The organism is Citrobacter europaeus (genome assembly GCA_020099315.1).
GTDB lineage: Bacteria > Pseudomonadota > Gammaproteobacteria > Enterobacterales > Enterobacteriaceae > Citrobacter > Citrobacter europaeus.
On sequence record CP083650.1, the window covers coordinates 2,776,782 to 2,789,671 of the forward strand.

General features: G+C 55.3%; 13 protein-coding genes. 9 read left to right on the forward strand and 4 right to left on the reverse strand.

The window, feature by feature from the left end; all coding sequences use genetic code 11:
* Positions 1 to 184 precede the first annotated feature (184 nt).
* The 7 genes from xthA (at position 185) to LA337_13175 (ending at position 7,314) form a co-directional block, all read left to right on the forward strand.
* Positions 185 to 991: an exodeoxyribonuclease III gene (gene xthA / locus LA337_13145; GenBank protein ID UBI14146.1), complete on the forward strand. Its 807-nt coding sequence runs from the start codon at positions 185 to 187 to the stop codon at positions 989 to 991.
* 223 nt (positions 992 to 1,214) lie between these two features.
* Positions 1,215 to 1,880 (forward strand): TVP38/TMEM64 family protein, encoded by a 666-nt coding sequence (locus LA337_13150; GenBank protein UBI18464.1) that lies wholly within the window; start codon positions 1,215 to 1,217, stop codon positions 1,878 to 1,880.
* A complete protein-coding gene (locus LA337_13155; GenBank protein UBI14147.1) occupies positions 1,868 to 2,578 on the forward strand; it encodes a TVP38/TMEM64 family protein in 711 nt (236 codons plus the stop codon). The genes LA337_13150 and LA337_13155 overlap by 13 nt, the downstream gene beginning before the upstream one ends.
* 31 nt (positions 2,579 to 2,609) lie before the next feature.
* On the forward strand, positions 2,610 to 3,779 hold the full coding sequence (locus LA337_13160) for an ABC transporter substrate-binding protein (protein UBI14148.1): 1,170 nt from the start codon (positions 2,610 to 2,612) through the stop codon (positions 3,777 to 3,779).
* Complete coding sequence (locus LA337_13165; GenBank protein ID UBI14149.1) at positions 3,752 to 5,287, forward strand: thiamine ABC transporter permease; 1,536 nt, start codon at positions 3,752 to 3,754, stop codon at positions 5,285 to 5,287. Before LA337_13160 ends, LA337_13165 begins: the two co-directional genes overlap by 28 nt.
* Complete coding sequence (locus LA337_13170; GenBank protein UBI14150.1) at positions 5,287 to 5,919, forward strand: ATP-binding cassette domain-containing protein; 633 nt, start codon at positions 5,287 to 5,289, stop codon at positions 5,917 to 5,919. Before LA337_13165 ends, LA337_13170 begins: the two co-directional genes overlap by 1 nt.
* Positions 5,920 to 6,006: 87 nt before the next feature.
* On the forward strand, positions 6,007 to 7,314 hold the full coding sequence (locus tag LA337_13175; GenBank protein ID UBI14151.1) for a sulfurtransferase: 1,308 nt from the start codon (positions 6,007 to 6,009) through the stop codon (positions 7,312 to 7,314).
* Positions 7,315 to 7,358: 44 nt separating this feature from the next.
* Here LA337_13175 and LA337_13180 read toward each other — a convergent pair whose 3' ends face one another.
* Both LA337_13180 and LA337_13185 read right to left on the reverse strand, forming a co-directional pair.
* Entirely contained in the window at positions 7,359 to 7,982 is a 624-nt protein-coding gene (locus LA337_13180; protein ID UBI14152.1) for a CDP-alcohol phosphatidyltransferase family protein, read from the reverse strand.
* Positions 7,975 to 8,544: a carboxymuconolactone decarboxylase family protein gene (locus LA337_13185; protein UBI14153.1), complete on the reverse strand. Its 570-nt coding sequence runs from the start codon at positions 8,542 to 8,544 to the stop codon at positions 7,975 to 7,977. Before LA337_13185 ends, LA337_13180 begins: the two co-directional genes overlap by 8 nt.
* A gap of 79 nt (positions 8,545 to 8,623) precedes the next feature.
* On the opposite strand from LA337_13185, the gene LA337_13190 reads away from it, so the two are divergent.
* Positions 8,624 to 9,037 (forward strand): pyrimidine (deoxy)nucleoside triphosphate diphosphatase, encoded by a 414-nt coding sequence (locus LA337_13190; GenBank protein UBI14154.1) that lies wholly within the window; start codon positions 8,624 to 8,626, stop codon positions 9,035 to 9,037.
* Here LA337_13190 and LA337_13195 read toward each other — a convergent pair.
* Positions 8,997 to 9,272, reverse strand: coding sequence for a YnjH family protein (locus tag LA337_13195; GenBank protein UBI14155.1), 276 nt, complete (start codon positions 9,270 to 9,272; stop codon positions 8,997 to 8,999). The genes LA337_13190 and LA337_13195 overlap by 41 nt on opposite strands.
* Positions 9,273 to 9,509: 237 nt before the next feature.
* On the opposite strand from LA337_13195, the gene gdhA reads away from it, so the two are divergent.
* Positions 9,510 to 10,853 (forward strand): NADP-specific glutamate dehydrogenase, encoded by a 1,344-nt coding sequence (gene gdhA / locus LA337_13200; GenBank protein ID UBI14156.1) that lies wholly within the window; start codon positions 9,510 to 9,512, stop codon positions 10,851 to 10,853.
* An 89-nt stretch (positions 10,854 to 10,942) separates the two neighbouring features.
* Here the strand turns inward: gdhA and topB are convergent, their stop codons facing one another.
* Positions 10,943 to 12,889, reverse strand: coding sequence for a DNA topoisomerase III (gene topB, locus LA337_13205; protein ID UBI18465.1), 1,947 nt, complete (start codon positions 12,887 to 12,889; stop codon positions 10,943 to 10,945).
* Position 12,890: the final 1 nt, after the last annotated feature.

Consider the following 12,890-nt stretch of genomic DNA (forward strand, 5'->3'; position numbering starts at 1 on the left):
GTATACGAAATTTATCGGAAATTATTGCCCTATTCCGACGCGCTTCGCGCCAAAACGGTGCAGTTTTTGCTCCATCGTTAACGCCATTAGCAATCATTGTTGGAATCAGGTGACAAGAAGCAGTCAGCCTGCGGAAATTCTGCTACCATCCTTGCACTATTCATCTTGCAAAGTGGCAGCGACTATGAAATTTGTCTCTTTTAATATCAACGGCCTGCGCGCCCGTCCCCATCAACTGGCAGCCATTGTCGAAAAACACCAACCGGATGTTATTGGCTTACAGGAGACAAAGGTCCACGACGATATGTTCCCTCTCGAAGAGGTAGCAAAGCTCGGTTACAACGTCTTTTATCATGGACAGAAAGGTCATTACGGCGTGGCGCTGTTAACGAAAGAAACGCCAATCGCGGTGCGTCGTGGCTTCCCGGGCGATGGCGAGGAAGCGCAGCGTCGTATCATCATGGCGGAAATTCCATCCCCGCTGGGCAGCATCACGGTGATCAACGGCTATTTCCCGCAGGGCGAAAGCCGTGACCATGAAACTAAATTCCCGGCCAAAGCCGCGTTTTATCAGAACCTACAAAACTATCTGGAGACAGAACTGAAACGCGACAATCCGGTGTTGATCATGGGCGATATGAATATCAGCCCTACCGACCTCGATATCGGCATCGGCGAAGAGAACCGTAAACGCTGGCTGCGGACCGGTAAATGTTCCTTCCTGCCGGAAGAGCGCGAGTGGATGGAGCGCCTGCTGGGCTGGGGTCTGGTAGATACCTATCGCCACGCTTATCCTGAAAAGAACGACCAGTTCTCGTGGTTTGATTACCGCTCAAAAGGCTTTGACGATAACCGTGGCCTGCGTATCGATCTTCTGCTGGCGAGCAACCCACTGGCGGAGCGCTGCGAAGAAACCGGCATCGACTATGAAATTCGCAGCATGGAAAAACCGTCCGATCATGCGCCTGTATGGGCTAAATTCCGCGTCTGACCTTCTTCGTCTTTTCACTCTCCGGGCCCGGCCTGGAGAGTCTGTTTATTCTGTGCAAAATCAATAAAGCGACGGTAATACATTGTTACGGCCGGGAATTTATTATATCTTCCCGCGCACTTTTCGCTGACGAAAATGCTGCATTGCACTCGGTTTTACAGGAGAACCCCCATGAAAAAGAAGTTCGCATAAAGCAGAATACCGGCTGCTGATTGTCGCGGTCCTGTTCTGCGTTCTGACGGGAGTTTTCCATCATTATGGTCTGACCGACCTGATAACCAATTTCCATCATTTACGAGACGTCATCCGCCAAAGCGGTATGTTCGGCTATACGCTTTATATCCTGTTGTTTATTGTTGCTGCGCTGTGTCTGATCCCAGGCAGTATCCTGGTGATCGTCGGCGGGGTGCTATTTGGTCCCGTGACAGGAACGCTCATCTCGTTAGTGGCGGCAACCGTTGCCTCGGCGCTGTCGTTTTTGCTGGCTCGCTGGCTTGGTCGGGATCTACTGCAAAAATACGTTGGGCACACAGCGACGTTTCAGGCTATCGAAAAAGGCATTGCCCATAGCGGAGTAGACTTTCTGATCCTGACCCGGCTCGTGCCGCTGTTCCCCTATAACATTCAAAACTACGCTTATGGGCTGACGGCGATTCCGTTCTGGTCATTTACCGTGATATCTGCGGTAACCACCTTGCCCGGCATCTTCATTTATACGCTGATGTCGCACGAACTGGCCAGCGAAGGGATTAGCTGGGCATTTATCGGTACGCTCAGCATTGCGGGGCTGGTGTTATTCGCCCTTGTTCAGGCCGCCAAAGCCTGGGCTAGGTATAAGCATATCGATCCATCGTCCCGGCATGAGTGCGCGGGTAAATGTTCAAAATGAATACACCGCGGCTGACACGCTATTACCGGGTAAGCTTGCTTGCTCTGCTGCTGCTCGCGCTAATCGCATGGGCGTGGATACCAGGCGTGAGCGACTTTCTCCACGCCAGCCTGGCGGCGTTTGCTACGCTCGATCAGCATGCTGTTGAGAACTTCATTCGTTCTTACGGAACCCAGGCCGCGGTGGTGTCGTTCTTCCTGATGATCCTGCAGGCCATCGTCGCGCCCCTTCCTGCCTTTGTTATTACGTTTGCCAATGCCTCACTGTTTGGCGCATTTTGGGGCGGCGTACTGTCCTGGAGCAGCGCGATGGTGGGTGCGGCGCTGTGCTTTTTTATTGCCCGCGTTTTAGGTCGCGGCGCGGTGGAAAAACTGACCGGAAAAACGGTGCTAAACAGCATGGACGCTTTTTTCGAGCGCTATGGCAAGCATACAATTTTGGTCTGTCGCCTGTTACCTTTTGTGCCCTTCGACCCGGTAAGTTATGCAGCAGGCCTGACCTCGATTCGCTTTCGCCATTTTTTCATCGCCACCGGCATCGGACAATTACCTGCCACTATCGTCTATTCGTGGGCGGGTAGCCTGTTAACCGGCGGCACATTTTGGTTTGTTACCGGCCTGTTCATTCTGTTCGCCCTGAGCGTAGTGATATCCGTGGCGAGAAGCCTTTATCTTGAGCATCAACGGAAAAAAACCTGAGACTTCCCCCATTTTTAGCAATGGAGATATTATGCGTTACTGCTTATTGTGCCTGAGTTTGTTGCTCTGCCCGCTGGCGACGTTTGCCCAGGACGCCACCTGGCAGCAAATCAAAAAAGATGCCCGCGGTCAGACGGTGTGGTTCAACGCCTGGGGTGGCGACAATGCAGTTAATCAGTATCTCGACTGGGTTAGCGGTGAGATGAAAACGCACTACGCCATTAACCTAAAAATCGTGCGCCTGGCGGATGCTGCCGACGCCGTAAAACGCATTCAGACGGAAGCGACATCCGGGCGAAAAACCGGTGGCTCTGTCGATTTACTGTGGGTTAACGGCGAAAACTTCCGTACGCTGAAAGAAGCCGGACTGCTGCAAACTCAGTGGGCGCAAACGCTGCCTAACTGGCGCTATGTTGATACCCAAAAACCGGTGACGGAAGATTTCTCCGTTCCAACGGAGGGGGCTGAATCACCGTGGGGCGGCGCCCAGCTAACCTTTATTGCCAGGCGCGACCTCACCGCGCAGCCGCCGCAATCCCCGCAGGCGCTTCTGGAGTTCGCGCAGGCGCACCCCGGTACCGTGACCTATCCGCGCCCGCCAGATTTTACCGGAACAGCGTTTCTTGAGCAGTTGTTACTATCGCTCACCACCAAACCGCAAGCGTTGAAAATCGCTCCCGATGCAACCACCTTCGCCGACGTTACTGCCCCGTTATGGCACTATCTTGATGCGTTGCACCCTGTACTCTGGCGCGAAGGCAAAGACTTTCCGCCCACGCCTGCGCGAATGGATGCGCTGCTTAATAGTGGCGTTCTGCGTTTCTCAATAACCTTTAACCCTGCCCACGCACAGCAAAAAGTGGCCAGCGGCGAATTGCCCAAAAGCAGCTATAGTTTTGGTTTCTCACAGGGCATGCTCGGCAACGTGCATTTTGTCACCATTCCGGCGAATGCGCGCGCCAGCGCCGGAGCGAAAGTCGTGGCAAACTACCTGCTTTCGCCCGAAGCGCAACTGCGCAAAGCCGACCCGACTGTCTGGGGGGATCCTTCGGTGCTTGATCCACAAAAATTACCTGTCGAACAGCGTAATGCGCTGCTGGCACGGATCCCGCAAGGACTCCCTGCCGTACTGCCAGAACCGCATGCAGCCTGGGTAAACGCTCTGGAACAAGAATGGCTACGCCGCTACGGTACGCATTAATACTGCTACTCTGGGCCATTATGGCGGCAGTATATCTGCCGCTGGCGCCAGCGGCATTGTCGCTGATAGCACCGGCGCTTAACACCGCACACTGGCTGGCGTTAGTCACCGATCCTCAATTCCCGCAGGCGTTACTGGCAACGCTGGTTTCCGTAATCCTCGCGGCTGGCGGCGCGCTGCTCATCGCTCTGCTGGCAATCCTCGCCCTGTGGCCCGGCGCTGGCTGGGTGCGTCTGTATACGCGTCTTCCCTGGCTGCTGGCAATTCCGCACGTTGCCTTTGCCACCAGCGTGCTGTTAGTTTTTGCCGAAGGCGGCCTGCTCTGGCAATGGCTTGCGTTTTTCAGCCCCCAGCCGGATCGCTACGGCATTGGACTTGGCGTGACGCTGGCCGTGAAAGAGAGCGCCTTTTTGTTATGGATCCTCTCGGCCCTGCTAAGTGAAAAACAACTTTCGCAGCAGGTTATCGTGCTGGATTCGCTGGGTTACAGCCGACTGCAATGCCTGAAGTGGCTGGTTCTGCCCGCTATCGCCCCGGCGTTGGGCAAAGCTATGCTGGCGATTGTCGCCTGGTCACTCTCCGTTGTGGATGTGGCAATCGTTCTTGGCCCCGGCAATCCGCCAACGCTTGCCGTATTGAGCTGGCAATGGCTCAGTCAGGGCGATGTTGAACAGCAGGCTAAAGGTGCGCTCGCCAGCCTGCTGCTGGTGTTGTTACTTCTCATTATTGCGCTGGCGGGTTATTTGTTCTGGCGCATCTGGCGACGCACTATTCCGGCAGTCAACGGTGAACGCCTGCGTTTTTCATCCGCTACGGCCGCACGCCCGCTGGTACAGCTTTTACCCCTGAGCGGTGTGGTATGTGCGCTGGTGCTGGCGCTTCTCGCCAACTATTCCTCGCTAAACAGCGAGGCGCTCAGCAACAGCCTGCAACTGGGACTCCTTTCCAGCGTGCTGGCGCTGCTGATACTGTTTGCCTGGCTGGAATGGGGTCCACAAACCGGACACCGCTGGGTCTGGCTACCGCTCATTTTGCCTGCGCTGCCGCTGGTGACCGGACAGTACCTGTTGGCATTATATGGCGGACAGGATGGGCTGATGACGACCATTGTATGGAGCCACCTGCTGTGGGTGATGCCATGGATGCTGTTTGTTCTCAAACCGGCGTGGCAACGCATTGATCCGCGATTGATTTTGATTGCACAAACGCTGGGCTGGACGCGGGGGCGGATATTCTGGCAGGTGAAATGCCCACTGCTAGTGCGCCCGGCGCTGATTGCCTTCGCGGTAGGATTCTCAGTCAGTATTGCCCAGTATATGCCGACGCTGTGGTTAGGTGCCGGACGCTATCCGACGCTGACCACCGAAGCGGTGGCATTAAGCAGCGGTGGTAGCACCGCGATTCTGGCGACCCAGGCATTATGGCAGCTTCTGTTACCACTGTTAGTTTTCGCACTCACGGCGTTTCTCGCTGCGTGGATTGGCCGCTTTCGACAAGGACTCCGCTAATGCTTACCGTACGAGACGTTTCGTTGTACCAGGGCGCGACAGCGCTGGTGAAGGACGTTAATTTTCAGGTAAATAAAAGTGACATTGTCACTATTATGGGGCCTTCCGGCAGCGGAAAGTCTTCGCTATTTTCGTGGATGATCGGAGCGCTGTCTCCTCAGTTTCAGGCGTCAGGCGAACTGTGGCTCAACGAACGACGCATTGACACCCTGCCTACCGCGCAGCGCCAGATTGGCATCCTGTTCCAGGATGCGCTGCTGTTTGACCATTTCAGCGTTGGGCAGAATTTACTGCTGGCCTTACCCGCCAGCCTGCAAGGTCCCGCCAGGCGTCATGAGGTAGAAAGCGCCCTCGCTCGCGCGGACCTGTCAGGATTTTATTCACGCGATCCGGCTTCGCTCTCCGGTGGGCAGCGTTCGCGCGTCGCCCTGCTTCGCGCGCTGCTGGCGCAGCCTCAGGCGCTGTTACTCGATGAACCCTTTAGCAGGCTGGATGCGTCACTGCGCGATACCTTTCGCCAGTGGGTCTTCACTGAAGTCCGTAAGCTGGGTATACCGGTGGTCCAGGTTACCCATGACGCGCAGGACGTTCCGCCCGCAGGCCGTGTATTACAGATGGAAAGCTGGGCGTGAATGTAGCGATATGCTGCGTTAACGCAAGGTTTTTACTTCACTGGCGGCACAGAATGTCGTCCTCTTTTTTCAACGTCGGGCTATTCGATGAAACGTGTTTCTCAAATGACCGCGCTGGCACTGGCTTTAGGGCTCGCTTGCGCTTCATCCTGGGCTGCTGAAACAGCACAAACGCTCACCCTCAACCAGTTACAGCAAAAGCAAGGCGCGGCGATCGATACCCGTCAGAGCGCTTTTTACAACGGCTGGCCGCAGTCGCTCAATGGTCCTTCAGGACACGAACCTTCCGCGCTGAACCTGTCTGCCGCCTGGCTCGACACGATGAATGATGCACAACTCAGCGCCTGGGTTAAGTCACATCAGCTGAAAACCGACGCGCCGGTGGCGCTGTATGGCAGCGATAGCGACATGCAGGCCGTCAAATCCCGCCTGCAGAAAGTCGGCTTTAGCCATATCTCAACCCTCAGCGATGCGTTTACGGACCCTGCCCGTCTGCAACGTCTGCCGCACTTCGAACAACTGGTTTACCCGCAGTGGCTGCACGACCTGCAGCAGGGTAAAGACGTGACTGCCAAACCGACCGGTGACTGGAAAGTGATTGAAGCCGCCTGGGGCGCGCCGAAGTTGTATCTGCTGAGCCATATCCCCGGTGCGGGCTATATTGATACCAACGAAGTCGAAAGCGAACCACTGTGGAATAAAGTTTCCGACGAGCAGCTCAAAGCGATGCTGGCGAAACACGGTATCCGCCACGACACCACGGTGATTTTATATGGACGCGATGTTTATGCCGCCGCGCGCGTGGCGCAAATTATGCTGTACGCAGGCGTGAAAGATGTTCGTCTACTCGACGGCGGCTGGCAAACCTGGTCCGACTCAGGTTTACCGGTCGAACGTGGTACTCCGCCGACGGTGAAGCCAGAACCTGATTTCGGCGTGAAAATTCCTGCCCAGCCGCAGTTGATGCTGGATATGGAACAGGCTCGCGGCCTGCTGCATCGACAGGATGCGTCGTTGGTGAGCATTCGTTCATGGCCGGAGTTTATCGGTACTACCAGCGGCTATAGCTACATCAAGCCAAAAGGTGAGATCGCAGGCGCACGCTGGGGCCACGCAGGCAGCGATTCCACGCATATGGAAGATTTCCATAATCCGGATGGCACCATGCGCAGCGCGGATGACATCGCCGCCATGTGGAAACAGTGGAATATCACGCCAGACCAGCAGGTTTCTTTCTACTGCGGCACCGGCTGGCGTGCTTCAGAAACGTTTATGTATGCCCGCGCGATGGGCTGGAAAAACGTCTCTGTTTACGACGGCGGCTGGTATGAGTGGAGCAGTAATCCGAAAAACCCGGTCGCCCGCGGTGAACGGGGTCCGGACGCCAGCAAGTAAAATGGTCACGATTGCCGGATAAGCGCATCCGGCAACGCAATACATTACGCCTGACGCTGAACCGCTTTCAGCGTCAGATACCCGCTCCAGATCCGGGTGAACGTCGTCATCCAGCACAGCGCGCCAAAGATCCACGCCAGCACGGCAAAATATTCCGGGAACAGACATCCCACCACAAACAGCAAAATCGTCTCGGTTCCTTCGGTCAGCCCACCCAGATAATAAAACGATTTATGCGCGTAGCCAGGGTTATCTATCTGATGCTTAGCCGCCAGCGCGGCGAAGGCGAGAAAGCTGCTGCCGGTGCCAATAAACGCGAACAGCAGCCAGCCGCCTGCCAGCGCATTTTGCGCCGGTGCGGCAAGAATAAAACCAAACGGCACTAAAGCGTAAAACAGAAAATCAAGCGAGATATCGAGAAATCCTCCCGCATCGGTAAGCCCTCTACGCCGAGCCAGCGCCCCATCCAGCCCATCAAACAGCCGATTGAGCACAATGGCCACCAGCGCCGCCAGATACCAGCCTAGCGCCAGAAATGGCAACGCCAGCACACCAATGGCAAAACCGACAAGCGTAAGTCCGTCCGGAGTAATCGCGGGTTTATCAATGACCCCCACGCAGCGATGCAAAAGCGGTTTTAATCGCGGGTGAAGATGACGGTCAAGCATGCGGGCGTCCTTTATAACTGTCGCACAGTCCCTGGGAGGGGATATCGAGTGCGGCATTAAAACGCGCCGAGAGATTTTGAAACGCAATCAGCGCGGTCATTTCAGTGATGGCGGTATCGGTAAAATACTGCTTCATCTGCGCTTTCAGCGCATCGTCAACCTGTGGAGGCGTTGCGGTCACCGCATCCGCATAGGCCAGCGCTACGCGCTCTTCTGCACTGAACAGCGTCGATTCTTGCCAGTTGGCAACCTGCAAGACTTTATCCAGCGCGCCGCAGCGTTCAGCCAGCCGTAAACTGTTGGCATCAACGCAGAAAGCGCAGTGGCACACCTGAGATACGCGGGTCATTAGCAATGCGCGCATCACCGGCGTTAAGCGCGCCTTTTTACGCTCCAGAAATCCAACAAACAGCGCTACCAGCCAGAACAGAAATGGCATCCGCCCCCACCAGCGCGTGGGATGCAGCACATCGCCATAATGCTTTTTCTGCGTCGCAACGAGCGGTTTTAAACTGAAAGGGATACGCGTTAACGGTTTTACCCACGACTGAGGATCGTTCAACGGTTGCTCCTGAATACTTTAGATAAAACGAAGATAACGATAGTATGTCACTTTCTGCCGTTAGATCTTGATGAATATAATGAAAACCCTCGACGTGGTCGCCGCTATCATAGAACGTGATGGCAAAATTTTACTGGCTCAACGTCCGCAGCATGCGGATCAGTCAGGTATGTGGGAGTTTGCCGGCGGTAAGGTTGAGTCTGGCGAAAGTCAGCCCGAGGCGCTGGTCCGTGAACTGCGTGAAGAGTTGGGCATCGAGGCGGTCGTTGGGCACTACATTGCCAGCCATCAACGCGAGGTTTCAGGCCGACTGATTCACTTACATGCCTGGCATGTGCCGTCATATCAGGGAGAACTGAAGGCGTATGAGCATCAGGATATCGTCTGGTGTTCACCCGAAGAGGCGCTGCGTTATCCGCTGGCGCCTGCCGATATCCCGTTGTTAGAAGCGTTTATCCTTTTACGCGCCGCCAGACCAGCGGATTCGTGCTGATCGTTTTATCATCACGCTGGCACTGCAACAGAACGCCATCCGCCTTAATCACCGCCCCTTCTGAGTAGTTTTGATCCTGATAAATACAGCACTGACTACAGGGTTGCGCCCGCTGACCGCTGGAACTGAACACTTCCGGCGGCACATTCACCTGCACGTCCGGGCGATAAAGCTGATTTGCCAGCGTCGCGCTGGACATTATTGCCAACGCTCCTGCCACGATTAAACGGCGCATATTCTTTCCTTTTTGACTGACAGTTATGCTCAGTATAACGGTATAAATCGGCAGAAACTTTAGCCCCTTCCGTCATCGTTTTTGGTTATGACCCGCGGCGCAATATTAATTTACTTAGCGGGGTTAATTTTTTCTTGCGTCCCGTCACACTGCTGATGTTATAGTCAAAAACTGCAAAACACTTAACACAAAAATCAAAAATATAACCATATCAATACATAAGAGGTTCTTATATCTATGGATCAGACATGTTCTCTGGAGTCATTCCTTAACCATGTGCAAAAGCGCGACCCGAATCAGACCGAGTTCGCGCAAGCCGTTCGTGAGGTAATGACGACACTGTGGCCCTTCCTCGAACAAAACCCACGTTATCGTCAGATGTCATTGCTGGAACGTCTGGTTGAACCGGAGCGCGTGATCCAGTTCCGCGTAGTCTGGCTGGACGATCGCAATCAGGTACAGGTTAACCGCGCGTGGCGTGTGCAGTTCAGCTCCGCCATTGGCCCGTACAAAGGCGGTATGCGTTTTCACCCTTCCGTGAATCTGTCGATCCTGAAATTCCTTGGCTTCGAGCAGACGTTTAAGAACGCCCTCACCACGTTACCAATGGGCGGTGGTAAAGGCGGGAGCGATTTCGATCCGAAAGGAAAAAGCGAAGGCGAAATCATGCGCTTCTGCCAGGCGCTGATGACCGAACTGTTCCGCCATTTAGGCCCCGATACCGACGTTCCGGCGGGCGATATCGGGGTGGGCGGTCGTGAAGTCGGCTTTATGGCCGGGATGATGAAAAAACTGTCCAACAACAGCGCCTGCGTCTTTACCGGTAAAGGTCTCTCTTTTGGCGGCAGCCTGATTCGCCCGGAAGCCACCGGCTACGGCCTTGTGTACTTCACCGAAGCAATGCTGAAACGCCATGGTCTGGGCTTTGAAGGCATGCGCGTAGCGGTCTCTGGTTCCGGTAACGTGGCGCAATTCGCCATTGAAAAAGCTATGGAGTTTGGCGCCCGCGTCGTTACCGCTTCCGATTCCAGCGGTACCGTGGTTGACGAAAGCGGCTTTACCAAAGAAAAACTGGCGCGTCTGTGCGCGATCAAAGACAGCCGTGACGGTCGCGTGGCGGATTACGCTCGTGAGTTTGGCCTGACCTATCTGGAAGGCAAACAGCCGTGGTCGGTTCCGGTTGATATCGCCCTGCCGTGCGCCACTCAGAACGAACTGGATGTCGATGCGGCGCGCGTGCTGATCGCCAACGGTGTGAAAGCTGTCGCCGAAGGGGCCAACATGCCGACCACCATCGAAGCCACCGACCTGTTCCTCGAAGCGGGCATCCTGTTCGCACCGGGTAAAGCAGCCAACGCCGGTGGCGTAGCGACATCTGGTCTGGAAATGGCGCAAAACGCCGCTCGTCTGGGCTGGAAGGCGGAGAAAGTGGATGCGCGTCTGCATCACATCATGCTGGATATTCACCATGCCTGCGTCGAGTATGGCGGCGAAAGCAAGCAAACCAACTACGTACGTGGCGCCAACATCGCAGGATTCGTGAAAGTTGCCGACGCGATGTTGGGCCAGGGTGTGATTTAATATTGTCTCTGTAGATCCGTAGGCCGGATAAGGCGCGAGTGCCGCATCCGGCAAAGCCTGATGGCGCTACGCTTATCAGGCCTACAGACTTACACGCCTGCCTCTTCGGATGGCGGGCTTTTTTTCGCCGTACGTTTACGCGGCGCGCTCTTTTTCTTATCGCCACCACTACCGCCCGGAGCGGCAATGCCACGGAAGCGTCGTACCGGCGTGCTGCGCGCCTGATCGATAAGCTGATACAGCGTTCCCACCAACGGCTGCATGAAGTCCTGATAACGACACTGCTTTTCACTGATTTGGGTCAGGATAGATTCCCAGTGCGCGGTCATGTCCGGACGCGTCGCCATTTCGGGCAGCGAGTGAAACAGCGCTTTTCCCGCGTCGGTAGAATGGATATAACGCCCTTTTTTTACCAGGAATCCGCGTTTAAACAGCAGCTCGATAATCCCGGCGCGCGTCGCTTCCGTTCCTAATCCATCCGTGGCACGCAGGATCTTTTTCAGATCTTTATCCTGCACAAAGCGCGCAATCCCGGTCATCGCTGACAGCAGCGTGGCATCAGTAAAGTGCCGCGGGGGCTGGGTCTGACGTTCAACCACTTCGCCTTTTTCGCACAGCAGCTCATCGTCTTTTGCCACCACCGGCAGCGGCGTCCCGTCGTTATCTTCATCGCGCTCTTTGTTGCCAAGCAGCGTGCGCCATCCGGCCTCCGCCAGAAAACGCGCTTTGGCGACAAACTTTCCTTTGGCGATATCCAACTCAATAACGCACTTCCTGAAGACCGCGTCCGCACAGAACTGCATCAGATACTGACGGGCAATCAGGTTGTAAATTTTCGCTTCGTTATCGTTCAGGTTGATGGACGAACTGCGTGCGGTAGGAATGATGGCGTGGTGCGCATCCACTTTTTTATCGTCCCAGCAGCGGTTTCGCGTATCAGGATTGACCGCTGGTTGCGGGAGCAAATCGGGGGCATGAACGCTAATCGCGTTCAACACCGCGTGACGTCCGGCAAAGTGTTCTTCCGGCAGATAACGGCTATCCGAACGCGGATAGGTAATCAGCTTATGGGTTTCATACAGCTTCTGGCAGATATCCAGAACGTTTTGCGCACTTAAGCCAAAGCGTTTCGCCGCTTCAATCTGCAACGCCGACAGCGAAAACGGCAGCGGCGCAGATTCTGATTCCCGTTTATCGTTATAACTGGTGACTATCGCCGGCTGGCCGTTAATGCGGTTTACCACGTGTTCAGCCAGGGTACGATTCAGCAAGCGCCCTTCTTCATCCTGATACGGCTCACACGCTTCGCTCGGTTGCCAGATAGCGGTAAATCGCTCATCGGCAGGCGTCACGATATGTGCTTTTACCTCGAAGAAATCTTTGGCGACGAAGTTTTCAATCTCTTCATCGCGACGCACAACCAGGCCGAGCACCGGCGTTTGTACGCGCCCGACCGAAAGTACGCCCTGATAGCCCGCGTTACGCCCAAGAATGGTGTAAGCGCGCGTCATATTGATACCGTACAGCCAGTCCGCCCGCGCCCGCGCCAGTGCCGACACGCACAGCGGAATGAACTCACTGTTGGCGCGCAGGCGCTCAATAGCCCGCTCGACGGCCTGCGGGTTGAGGTCGTTAATCAGGCAGCGTTGCACCTGCTGGCGCTTTTCAGGGGCCAGTTGCAGGTAATCAAGTACCTCATCCACCAGCAGTTGTCCTTCACGGTCGGGGTCACCTGCGTGAATGACTTCGCTGGCCTCATGTAAAAAGCGCTTAATGACATTGAGCTGTTTGGTCACCGAGGGACGCGGCTGCAGTTGCCACTTTTCCGGGACAATCGGCAGATCGACCAGACTCCAGCGAGCATAGCGACTGTCGTAGGCATCTGGCTGCGCCTGCTCAAGCAGGTGACCAATGCACCAGGTCACCACTTGTCCGTTTCCGCATTCAATAAAACCGTCACCTTTGCGATGCGGCTTCGGCAGCACATCGGCGATAGCGCGCGCCAGACTCGGTTTTTCGGCAATAAACAACCGCATC

Excerpts from the sequence above, each read along its gene's own strand:
- xthA (UBI14146.1), top strand. The coding sequence starts at position 185 with ATGAAATTTGTCTCTTTTAATATCAACGGCCTGCGCGCCCGTCCCCAT.
- LA337_13155 (UBI14147.1), top strand. The coding sequence starts at position 1,868 with ATGTTCAAAATGAATACACCGCGGCTGACACGCTATTACCGGGTAAGC.
- LA337_13160 (UBI14148.1), top strand. The coding sequence starts at position 2,610 with ATGCGTTACTGCTTATTGTGCCTGAGTTTGTTGCTCTGCCCGCTGGCG.
- LA337_13165 (UBI14149.1), top strand. The coding sequence starts at position 3,752 with ATGGCTACGCCGCTACGGTACGCATTAATACTGCTACTCTGGGCCATT.
- LA337_13170 (UBI14150.1), top strand. The coding sequence starts at position 5,287 with ATGCTTACCGTACGAGACGTTTCGTTGTACCAGGGCGCGACAGCGCTG.
- LA337_13175 (UBI14151.1), top strand. The coding sequence starts at position 6,007 with ATGAAACGTGTTTCTCAAATGACCGCGCTGGCACTGGCTTTAGGGCTC.
- LA337_13180 (UBI14152.1), bottom strand. The coding sequence starts at position 7,982 with ATGCTTGACCGTCATCTTCACCCGCGATTAAAACCGCTTTTGCATCGC.
- LA337_13190 (UBI14154.1), top strand. The coding sequence starts at position 8,624 with ATGAAAACCCTCGACGTGGTCGCCGCTATCATAGAACGTGATGGCAAA.
- LA337_13195 (UBI14155.1), bottom strand. The coding sequence starts at position 9,272 with ATGCGCCGTTTAATCGTGGCAGGAGCGTTGGCAATAATGTCCAGCGCG.
- gdhA (UBI14156.1), top strand. The coding sequence starts at position 9,510 with ATGGATCAGACATGTTCTCTGGAGTCATTCCTTAACCATGTGCAAAAG.
- topB (UBI18465.1), bottom strand. The coding sequence starts at position 12,889 with ATGCGGTTGTTTATTGCCGAAAAACCGAGTCTGGCGCGCGCTATCGCC.